The organism is Nocardioides maradonensis, assembly GCF_054777115.1.
Genome location: NZ_BAAHAZ010000017.1, coordinates 71385 through 80662, shown reverse-complemented (window position 1 = coordinate 80662; position 9278 = coordinate 71385). Strand labels below are relative to the sequence as shown.

Genomic DNA, 9278 nt, shown 5'->3' with positions numbered 1-9278 from the left:
ACTGTTTCGTGCGGGACTCACTCTAGTATCCGGGGATGCCTCGGATGCTAGGACCCCACGTCGTCGGACAGCGGGTCGTCGTACGGCGCCTGGTGCCGGGCGAGACCGGGCCCACCGGAGGACCGGCGTTCGCGGACCTGCTGGGCACCTGCCTGTCGTGGGACGGGCAGGTGTGCGTGGTGCAGCCCGAGGACGGCCCGGCCGTGCCGATCCCGGTGGAGCTGATCGTGTCGGGCAAGCCGGTGCCGGCGCGGCCGTCGGTCCGCGGCCGGGTGTCCGCGCGCGAGCTCGAGGTGCGGACCGCGGCGCTGTGGGAGCGGGTGCTCACGGTCCCGCTCGGCGACTGGGTGCTGCGCAACGACCCCGCGCCGGTCGGCCGCCCCCGGCGGCGCGCCAACTCGTGCCTGGCGATCGGCGACCCGGGGATGCCGCTCCCCGAGGCGCTGACGCAGGTCACCGACTTCTACGCCGGGCTCGGCAGGGCGGCGTACGTCCAGGTCGAGGCGGAGGGCGAGGTCGAGGCGGGCGTGCGCGCACTCGGCTGGACCGAGGACCCCACCGGCGAGGCCGAGCTGCGGATCGCCTCCGTCGCACGGGTACGCCGCAGCATCGTCGCCCCCTCCACCCCCGTGGAGCTCACCGTGACCGGGGATCGCGCCGTCGCGAGCGTCGGCACCGGCTGCGACCCGGTCGCCGAGGGAGAGGCGTACGTCGACGGCGACTGGCTCGGCATCCACAGCCTGACCGTGGACCCGGGCCATCGCCGGCGCGGGCACGCCACGGCGCTGATGGCCGAGCTGCTCGGCTGGGGCGCCGAGCGCGGGGCGATGTCGGCGTGGCTGCACGTCGAGACCGCGAACGCCGAGGCCCGCGCGCTGTACGACGGGCTCGGCTTCGCCGTCCACCACGTGTGCCGGTACTACCTGCCGGTCAGCTGACGAAGCCCTCCGAGCGCAGCCAGTCGTAGGCCACGTCGGTCGGCTCCTTGCCGTCCACGTCGACCTCGGCGTTCAGCTGCAGCAGCACCTTGTTCGTCAGCCGCTTCGCGACGGGCGCCATGAGGTCGGCGATCTGCGGGTAGCGCTGCAGGAGGGGCTGGCGCACCACCAGGGAGACGTTGTAGTTCGGGAAGAACCTCTTGTCGTCGCGCAGCACCTTCAGGTGCAGCGCGAGGATCCGGCCGTCGGTGGTGAACACCTCGCCGAAGGTGCACTGACCCGACGCGGTCGCGTCGTAGATGACGCCCGTCTGGAACGTCTTCAGGTTGCCCTGGGGCACACCGGAGCCGAGCGGCACGCCGTACGTCTTGAGCATGGGTTCGAGGCCGTCGTTGCGGTTGCGGAACTCCGGCTCGACGCAGAACGTGCGCTGTGCGACCGGCACCTTCCTGATGTCGGAGAGGCTGGTCAGCCCGTACTTCTTCGCGCTCGCCTGCGTGACCGCGAAGGCGTAGGTGTTGTTCATGGGTGCGGGCGGGAGCCAGACCAGCCGGTGCTCCTTCAGGTCCAGGTCGCGCACGGCGGCGTACTGCCGGGTCGGGTCCTTGATGGCGTGCTCCTGGCCGAGGTACTCCAGCCAGGCCGTGCCGGTGTACTCCCACATCGCGTCGATGTCGCCGCCGAGCTGCGCCTGGCGCGCGGACGCGCTGCCGGGGATGTTGGTGAGGTCCTCGACGTCGGCGCCCGCCGACTTGAGCAGGATGAGCGCGATCTTGCCGAGCACCACGTTCTCGCTGAAGTTCTTCGAGCCGACGGCGACGCTCGCCCCGCTCAGGCTCTTGGTGCCGGCCAGCGGGCCGCCGAGCGTGCCGCTGGGGATCGGGCCGCCGGCGGTCGCCAGGCCGCAGCCGGCGACCAGGAGGGACAGGACGAGGGCGACGGCGGCGAGCGGTCGATGAGTACGTCGCACGCTCACACCCCCTTCGGCCGGATGACGACCTCGAGCACGCGGCCCACCCACTCGACCAGCAGGGCGAGCGCGGCCACGAGCACGGCGCCCGCGACCATCACCCGGAACTGGTACAGCGAGATCCCCGACGAGATCGTGTCACCGAGGCCGCCGCCGCTGATGAAGGTCGCGAGGGTGGCCGTGCCGACGACGAGCACGAGGGTGGTGCGGATGCCCGCCATGATCACCGGCAGCGCGAGCGGGAGCTCGACCCGGAACAGCACCGACGGCACGGACATGCCCACGCCGCGGGCCGCCTCGACGAGCGTGGGGTCGACACCGCGGAGCCCGGTGATGGTGTTGCGCAGGACCGGCAGCAGCCCGTACAGCGTGAGCGCCAGCACCGAGACCCGGAAGCCGGTCCAGAACGGGTGGCTGTTCAGCCAGATGTAGAGCAGCACCAGCAGGCCGACCGCCGGCGCGGACTGGCCGACGTTCGCGATGCCCACCACCACCGGCGCGAGCGCGGACGTGCCGCGCCGGGTCAGCAGGATGCCGAGCGGCACGGCGATGAGGACCACCAGCACCGACGCGCACACCGTGAGCAGCACGTGGTCCCAGGCCTGCGACCGGATCGTGGGCCAGCTGAGCTGGCGCAGCTCGGTGGCGTTGAGGTGCGCCGTCTCCCGCCACCACACGTAGCCCGCGAGGATCAGGACGACGAGCGCCAGCGGCGCGACGAGACCGGCGACGGCGGTACGGCGCTTCGGGTCACCCATGGGCCTGCTCCTCGAGCAGCCGGATGTGCTCGGTGACGGCGTGGAAGTCGACCACGCCGACGTACTGGTCGCGCTCCCCGGTCACGATCGCCGCACCGTGGCTGCTGCTCAGCATCGCGTCGAGGGCGTCGTTGAGCGTCGCGCGGGTGTCGACGTCGTACAGCTCGGCCGTCGGTCGGACGATCCGGTCCCCGCGCAGCTGGCGCAGCATCGGCCAGCCGACCGGGCGGCCACGGTCGTCGAGCACGACGACCGATGTGTCGCCGTTGGCCTGCACCCGCTCGCGCACCTCGGCCACCGACTCTCCGATCGTGGCCGTCGTCGGGTGCCGCAGCTCGACGTCGCTCACGCGCGCCAGGGTCAGCGCCTTGAGGGAGGAGCCCGCGCCCACGAAGTCGGCGACGAAGTCGTCGGCGGGCGCGCTGAGGACCACCTCGGGGGTGTCGTACTGCGCGACCTGCGCACCCTCGCGCAGGATCAGGATCCGGTCGCCGAGCTTGATCGCCTCGTCGATGTCGTGGGTGACGCAGACGATGGTCTTGTGCAGCTCGCGCTGGATGCTGATCAGCTCGTCCTGCAGCCGCTGCCGGGTGATCGGGTCGACCGCACCGAACGGCTCGTCCATGAGGATCACCGGCGGGTCCGCGGCGAGGCCCCGCGCGACGCCGACGCGCTGCTGCTGCCCGCCGGACAGCTCCTTGGGGTGGCGGTCGCGGTAGCGGGCCGGGTCGAGCCCGACGAGGTCGAGCAGCTCGGTGACCCGGTCGCGGATCCGGTCGCGGTCCCAGCCGAGCAGCTGCGGCACGATGCCGATGTTCTTCTCGACGGTCATGTGCGGGAAAAGGCTGCCGCCCTGGATGACGTAGCCGATCTGCCGGCGCAGCTGGTTCTCGCTCTGGGTGCGGATGTCCTTGCCGTCGATCTCGATCGTGCCCGAGGTCGGGTTGATCAGGCGGTTGATCATCTTCAGCGACGTGGTCTTGCCGCAGCCCGACGGGCCGACGAACATCACCATCTCCCCCGCGGGGATCGTCAGCGAGAGGCCGCCGACGGCAGGTGCGTCCTGTCCGGCGTACCTCTTGGTCACGTCGGTGAGCACGATCTCGGCGCCGCTCACGTGGTCTTCGGTCATCAGCGGATCCCCTTCGAGACGGTCAGGCGGCCGAGCAGCAGGAGCAGGCCGTCGGCGATGAGTGCGACGACGACGATCCCGACGGTGCCGACGACGGTGTAGTTGAGGCCGTTGGCGGCGGTGCCGCCCTTGCTCAGGCCGGTGAAGATGTAGGAGCCCAGGCCGGGGCCGAGGGCGTACGCCGCGATCGCCGCGATGCCCATCGACATCTGGGTCGAGATGCGGATGCCCGCGTGGATGACGGGCCACGCCAACGGGAGCCGGACGCGCCACAGCGTCGCCAGCTCACCCATCCCCATGCCGCGCGCGGACTCCAGCAGCACCGGATCGACCCCGCGCAGCCCGACCACCGCGTTGCGCAGGATCGGCCACACGGCGTAGAAGGCGACGGCCGCGAAGCCCAGCGCCGGGCCCATCGACAGCACCGGCAGCAGCAGGCCGATCAGTGCGAACGACGGGATGGTGAGGGCGATCGCGCTCAGCTGGTTCGCGACGCCGTCGAGCCAGCGGAACCTGGTCACGACGACCGCGAGCAGCACCGCGACGACGGTCGCGAGGAGCACGGCCTCGAACACCAGCAACGCGTGCTGGTAGGTGTTGAAAGCGATCACGCCTCTGCGGTCGCTGATGAACTGCCACACGGTCCCGAGACCTCCTGCGGACCACGTCGGGGTCGCCCGTCCGCCCCGGAGAAATCGGCTGTCGGTCGTCGTGGTCTGCCCCTGCACCAGATCACAAACGCGGCGCAGATGCGAACCGGGCGGCGTAGGTTGGCGGCATGACCGCTCCGCGGGACCTCCACGTACGGCGCATCCGGTTCAGCTATCCGGAGGGGTCGCTGCGCAAGCACTACGTCCCGTCGACGCGCCCCGGAGAGGCCGACGGGGACCTGGTGATGAGCCACGTGGTCGCGGTGCTGTCGGCGACCTTCCCACCCGGCGAGGACTTCTTCGTGCGGTCGGTACGCCGCTACGCCGACCGGGTCACCGACCCCGTGCTCGCCGAGCAGGTGCGCGGCTTCATCGGCCAGGAGGTGACGCACGGCCGCGAGCACCGCGAGCTCAACCGGCGGCTGCAGGAGATGGGCTACCCGACCCACCGCGTCTCCCGGTTCGTGAAGTGGTCGCTCGCGGACGCGACGAAGCGGGCTCCCGCGATCCTGTGCCTGTCCTACACGGCCGCGCTCGAGCACTACACCGCCACGATCGCCTCCGCGCTGCTCGGCAAACCGGACGCCCAGCGCCTCCTCGGCGAGACCGAGGTGCGCAACATCCTGCTCTGGCACGCGTTGGAGGAGACCGAGCACAAGGCCGTGGCGTTCGACGTGTTCCGCGCGGCCGGCGGCTCCGAGCGCGTACGCCGGCTCGGGTTCGCCATCCAGAGCGTCGGGCTGATCGGCCTCGTGGTCGTGGCGACGCTGCTGTCGCTGCTGCGCGACCGCGCCGCGTGGAACCCGCTGCGGCTCGGGCGCAGCCTGGCCGCGCTGCGCCACTCGCCGTTCCTGGAGCGGGACGTGATCGCCCGGCTGCGCGACTACCGGCGTACCGGCTTCCACCCCGACGACCACGACGACACCGTCGTGCTCGAGGAGTGGCGGGCGCGGCTGTTCGGCGAGCAGGGAACGCTCACCGACCACCTTCACTGACCGTCATCGACGGGCCAGCGACTCCAGCGCCCCGTCCGTGAGCCGGTACGTCGACCACGCGTCCTGGCGCTCGGCGCCAAGGGACTCGTAGAAGTCGATCGAGGGCTGGTTCCAGTTGAGCACCGCCCACTCGACCCGCGCGTAGCCGCGCTCGGTCGCGATCCGGGCGAGGGCGCTCAGCAGCGCCAGCCCCAGGCCGCTCCCCCGGTGCTCGGGCTCCACGAACAGGTCCTCGAGGTAGATGCCCGGCTGCCCGGTCCAGGTCGAGAAATTGCGGAACCAGAGGGCGATCCCGACGACCCGTCCCTCGGCCTCGGCGACCAGGACGGACGCGACCGCGTCGTCGCCGAAGACCCAGCGGTGCAGGTCGTCCTCGGTCGTGACGACGGCGTCCGGCTCGCGCTCGTACGTCGCGAGCGCGCGGATCAACCGCAGCACGTCCGGGACGTCGGCGGGCGTGGCCTCGCGGATCATCCCTTGGCCAAGAAGGCCAGCAGGTCCTGCCGGGTGAGCACACCGACGGGCTTGCCGTCCTCGTGGACCAGCACCGCGTCGGCGTTCTCGAGCATCGCCACCGCGTCGGTCGCCGCCTCGGTGGAGCCGATCGTCGGCAGCGCCTCCGACATGTGCTGCTCGACGGAGTCGGCGAGGCGGGCCTTGCCGGCGTACAGGGCGTCGAGGAGGGCACGCTCGGAGACCGAGCCGGCCACCTCGGCCGCCACGATCGGGGGCTCGGCCCGGACGACGGGCATCTGGGAGACGCCGTACTCCTGCAGGATCGAGATGGCCTCGGCGATCGTCTCCGTGGGGTGGGTGTGCACCAGCGCGGGCAGCCCCTTGGACTTGGTGCGCAACACCTCGCCGACGGTCTGCGCCGACTGCTCGCCCCCGGTCGCGAAGCCGTACTGCGCGAGCCAGTCGTCGTTGAACACCTTGCTCAGGTAGCCGCGGCCGCTGTCGGGCAGCAGCACCACGATCACGGCGTCGGTGCGGCCCTCGGCGGCCAGCTCGGCGGCGAGCTGCTTCGCGGCGTACGCCGCCATGCCGGCCGATCCACCCACCAGCAGCGCCTCCTCGCGGGCGAGCCGGCGGGTGAAGGCGAAGGAGTCGGCGTCGGAGACCTCGATGACGCGGTCGGCGACGGAGCGGTCGTAGGTGTCGGGCCAGAAGTCCTCGCCCACCCCCTCGACCAGGTAGGGGCGGCCGGTGCCGCCGGAGTAGACGCTCCCCGCGGGGTCCGCGCCGACGACCTGGATGTCGGGGTTCTGCTCCTTGAGGTAGCGGCCGACGCCGCTGATCGTGCCGCCGGTGCCCATGCCGGTGACGAAGTGGGTGATCTTGCCTTCGGTCTGCCGCCAGATCTCCGGACCGGTCTCCTCGTAGTGGGAGCGCGGGTTGTTCGGGTTGGAGTACTGGTCCGGCTTCCAGGCGCCCGGCTGGCTCGCGAGCCGGTCGGACACGTTGTAGTAGCTGTCGGGGTGCTCGGGAGCGACGGCGGTCGGGCAGACGACCACCTCGGCGCCGTACGCCTTGAGGACGTTGCGCTTGTCCTCGCTCACCTTGTCGGGGCACACGAAGATGCACTTGTAGCCGCGCTTCTGCGCCACCATCGCCAGCCCGACACCGGTGTTGCCGGACGTCGGCTCGACGATCGTGCCACCGGGCTGCAGCTCTCCGGACGCCTCCGCCGCGTCGATCATCCGCGTCGCGATCCGGTCCTTCACCGAGCCGCCCGGGTTGAGGTACTCGACCTTGGCCAGCACCAGCGGGCCATCCCTGTCCTCCGCGTCCAGGCTGCGGTTCAGCCGCACCAGCGGGGTGTTGCCGATCAGGTCCAGAAGCGACTCGACGTACTCCATGGAGTCAACCTAGTGGGCGGTCCGTAAAGTTGCCGCGTGAGCAAGGCTGGGGCGGCTAGAAAGCTGGCGTCCGCCGCCCTGTACGGGGGCGGCGGGCTCTCTGTCGTCGGGGCGGGGCTGTACGGCGTCCTGGTCGGCGAGGCGAAGCTGGCGCGGAAGGTGATCGGGCCCGTCCGCGAGGACCCGCCGCCGGACTCGACGGGGTGGTACGGCCGCGGCCGGCCCGGGCCGGCCATCCGGATCGCGCTCCTCGGTGACTCGATCGCGTGCGGCTACGGGGTGGACCGGGTCGAGGAGACCACCGGCGCCCTCATCGCGAGCGCCGTGGCCGAGCACGCCGACCGCCGCGTCTACCTGCGCGAGTTCTGCGTGGTCGGGGCGCGCTCCTCGGACCTCGGGGCGCAGGTCGACCGGGCGCTGCCCATCGAGCCGGAGCTCGTCGTGATCATCATCGGCGGCAACGACGTGACGCACACCGTCTCGCCGTCGCAGTCGGTGCGCCACCTCTCCGAGGCCGTACGTCGCTTCCGCGCGGCCGGTGCCGAGGTCGTCGTCGCCACCTGCCCCGACCTGGGCACGGTCCAGCCGATCGCCCCGCCGCTGCGGCAGATCGCGCGCTCCTGGTCGCGGCGGCTCGCCGCCGCGCAGACCATCGCCGTCGTCGAGGGCGGCGGCCGGACCGTGTCGATCGGATCGCTGCTCGGGCCCGAGTTCGCGGCCGCGCCCGCGCTGTTCTTCGGGCCCGACCACTTCCACCCGTCGGCCGAGGGCTACCGCGCCCTCGCGCACGTCCTGATCCCGACCCTGCTGGCCTCGGTGGGTGAGCAGCCGGAGACCGAGTCGGTGCTGGCGGCGTACCGGGGCGAGGGGGTCCTGCCGATCACCCGTGCCGCGGTGCAGGCCGTGCGCCAGCCGGGTACCGAGCTGGACGGCACCGAGATCGCCGGGCGTCGCGCCGGCGTCCGCGGGCTGTGGGTGGAGCTGCGCCACCGCCAGCGCCGCGCCCAGGTCGTCGGCGAGGCACCCGAGGCGAACGAGTAGCTCCCGGACATGCCGAACGCCCGGCCCCGATGCGATCGGGGCCGGGCGTTCGCGTTGTGGGTCAGTTCCTCTGCAGCGAGGCGAGGATGCGGAGCAGGTTGGTGTAGATCCAGACCAGGCTCACCAGCAGGGCGAACGAGGCGCGCCACGACTCGCGACGCGGCAGGCCGTTGCGCACACCCTGCTCGACGAAGTCGAAATCCAGGATCAGCATGAACACACCGAGCACCAGGCCGGCGACGGCGAAGAGCAGGCCGATCGCGCCGCTGTCGAACAGGCCGAGGCCCGCACCGAACATGCTGAGGACGAGCTCCATGATGCTCAGGCCGACCATGCCCCACATCGCGGCCATGACGCCGTGGCGGAACCGGTCGCCGACCTGGATGTTCATGAACTTGTAGACCGCGAGCGTGCCGCCGAAGGCCGCGAAGGTGCCGAGGACGGCCTGGATGACGACACCGGGCGCGTAGGTGTTGAAGTACTCGCTGACCGCGCCGAGCGCGACACCCTCGGCGGCCGCAAAGGCCAGCACCAGGGCCGGGCTGATGACCCGCTTGAACGAGTTGACCATCGACAGCACGAACGCCAGGCCCGAGCCTATGACGGACGCGGCGATGAGCGCGCGCGGGACCTCACCGGTGAAGGAGTCGACCGGCGGGGTGACCACCCAGGTGATCGCCGCAGCGACGATCGTGACCAGCAGCGTGAGCGCGGTGCTCTGGACGACCGAGTCGATGGTCATCCGGCCCGTGTCGGCCTCGGTCCCGCCGTACGGCGTGTGGGTGGGCGTGCCGTACTGGCTGTAGGTCGGCTGGTCGCCGAAGCCCTGGTAGGGCGCGCCGTTGCCGGCGTACGTGGGGTTGCCGTAGGCGTTGCCGGCCTTGAACTCGTCCGAACGCCGGAACACCGGGTTGTTGCTCTGCATGGTCTCCTCC

The 9278-nt window shown here is 71.6% G+C and carries 10 protein-coding genes; 3 read left to right on the top strand and 7 right to left on the bottom strand.

Annotated features, from left to right (window positions below; genetic code table 11):
• Positions 1–35: 35 nt before the first annotated feature.
• On the top strand, positions 36–938 hold the full coding sequence (locus ACYVAQ_RS18645; RefSeq protein WP_460791956.1) for a GNAT family N-acetyltransferase: 903 nt from the start codon (positions 36–38) through the stop codon (positions 936–938).
• Here the strand turns inward: ACYVAQ_RS18645 and ACYVAQ_RS18640 are convergent.
• The 4 genes from ACYVAQ_RS18640 to ACYVAQ_RS18625 are packed head-to-tail and all read right to left on the bottom strand — an operon-like array spanning position 931 to position 4409.
• Entirely contained in the window at positions 931–1908 is a 978-nt protein-coding gene (locus tag ACYVAQ_RS18640; protein ID WP_460791955.1) for a glycine betaine ABC transporter substrate-binding protein, read from the bottom strand. The genes ACYVAQ_RS18645 and ACYVAQ_RS18640 overlap by 8 nt on opposite strands.
• A 2-nt stretch (positions 1909–1910) precedes the next feature.
• Positions 1911–2666: an ABC transporter permease gene (locus ACYVAQ_RS18635; protein WP_460791954.1), complete on the bottom strand. Its 756-nt coding sequence runs from the start codon at positions 2664–2666 to the stop codon at positions 1911–1913.
• Entirely contained in the window at positions 2659–3798 is a 1140-nt protein-coding gene (locus ACYVAQ_RS18630) for an ATP-binding cassette domain-containing protein (protein ID WP_460791953.1), read from the bottom strand. The genes ACYVAQ_RS18635 and ACYVAQ_RS18630 overlap by 8 nt, the downstream gene beginning before the upstream one ends.
• Positions 3798–4409 (bottom strand): ABC transporter permease, encoded by a 612-nt coding sequence (locus ACYVAQ_RS18625; RefSeq protein ID WP_460791952.1) that lies wholly within the window; start codon positions 4407–4409, stop codon positions 3798–3800. Before ACYVAQ_RS18625 ends, ACYVAQ_RS18630 begins: the two co-directional genes overlap by 1 nt.
• A gap of 167 nt (positions 4410–4576) precedes the next feature.
• On the opposite strand from ACYVAQ_RS18625, the gene ACYVAQ_RS18620 reads away from it, so the two are divergent.
• On the top strand, positions 4577–5443 hold the full coding sequence (locus ACYVAQ_RS18620; RefSeq protein ID WP_460791950.1) for a metal-dependent hydrolase: 867 nt from the start codon (positions 4577–4579) through the stop codon (positions 5441–5443).
• Positions 5444–5446: 3 nt separating this feature from the next.
• Here the strand turns inward: ACYVAQ_RS18620 and ACYVAQ_RS18615 are convergent, their stop codons facing one another.
• Both ACYVAQ_RS18615 and ACYVAQ_RS18610 read right to left on the bottom strand, forming a co-directional pair.
• Complete coding sequence (locus tag ACYVAQ_RS18615; protein ID WP_460791949.1) at positions 5447–5917, bottom strand: GNAT family N-acetyltransferase; 471 nt, start codon at positions 5915–5917, stop codon at positions 5447–5449.
• Complete coding sequence (locus tag ACYVAQ_RS18610) at positions 5914–7302, bottom strand: cystathionine beta-synthase (protein WP_460791948.1); 1389 nt, start codon at positions 7300–7302, stop codon at positions 5914–5916. Before ACYVAQ_RS18610 ends, ACYVAQ_RS18615 begins: the two co-directional genes overlap by 4 nt.
• A gap of 36 nt (positions 7303–7338) precedes the next feature.
• Here ACYVAQ_RS18610 and ACYVAQ_RS18605 point away from each other — a divergent pair, with 36 nt between their 5' ends.
• Positions 7339–8343, top strand: coding sequence for an SGNH/GDSL hydrolase family protein (locus ACYVAQ_RS18605; RefSeq protein WP_460791947.1), 1005 nt, complete (start codon positions 7339–7341; stop codon positions 8341–8343).
• A gap of 61 nt (positions 8344–8404) precedes the next feature.
• Here the strand turns inward: ACYVAQ_RS18605 and ACYVAQ_RS18600 are convergent, their stop codons facing one another.
• Positions 8405–9268, bottom strand: coding sequence for a Bax inhibitor-1/YccA family protein (locus ACYVAQ_RS18600; protein ID WP_460791946.1), 864 nt, complete (start codon positions 9266–9268; stop codon positions 8405–8407).
• Positions 9269–9278 lie beyond the last annotated feature (10 nt).

What these genes read in the sequence shown, in the direction of transcription:
- ACYVAQ_RS18645 (WP_460791956.1), top strand. Translation starts at nt 36, where the DNA reads ATGCCTCGGATGCTAGGACCCCACGTCGTCGGACAGCGGGTCGTCGTA.
- ACYVAQ_RS18635 (WP_460791954.1), bottom strand. Translation starts at nt 2,666, where the DNA reads ATGGGTGACCCGAAGCGCCGTACCGCCGTCGCCGGTCTCGTCGCGCCG.
- ACYVAQ_RS18630 (WP_460791953.1), bottom strand. Translation starts at nt 3,798, where the DNA reads ATGACCGAAGACCACGTGAGCGGCGCCGAGATCGTGCTCACCGACGTG.
- ACYVAQ_RS18620 (WP_460791950.1), top strand. Translation starts at nt 4,577, where the DNA reads ATGACCGCTCCGCGGGACCTCCACGTACGGCGCATCCGGTTCAGCTAT.
- ACYVAQ_RS18615 (WP_460791949.1), bottom strand. Translation starts at nt 5,917, where the DNA reads ATGATCCGCGAGGCCACGCCCGCCGACGTCCCGGACGTGCTGCGGTTG.
- ACYVAQ_RS18610 (WP_460791948.1), bottom strand. Translation starts at nt 7,302, where the DNA reads ATGGAGTACGTCGAGTCGCTTCTGGACCTGATCGGCAACACCCCGCTG.
- ACYVAQ_RS18600 (WP_460791946.1), bottom strand. Translation starts at nt 9,268, where the DNA reads ATGCAGAGCAACAACCCGGTGTTCCGGCGTTCGGACGAGTTCAAGGCC.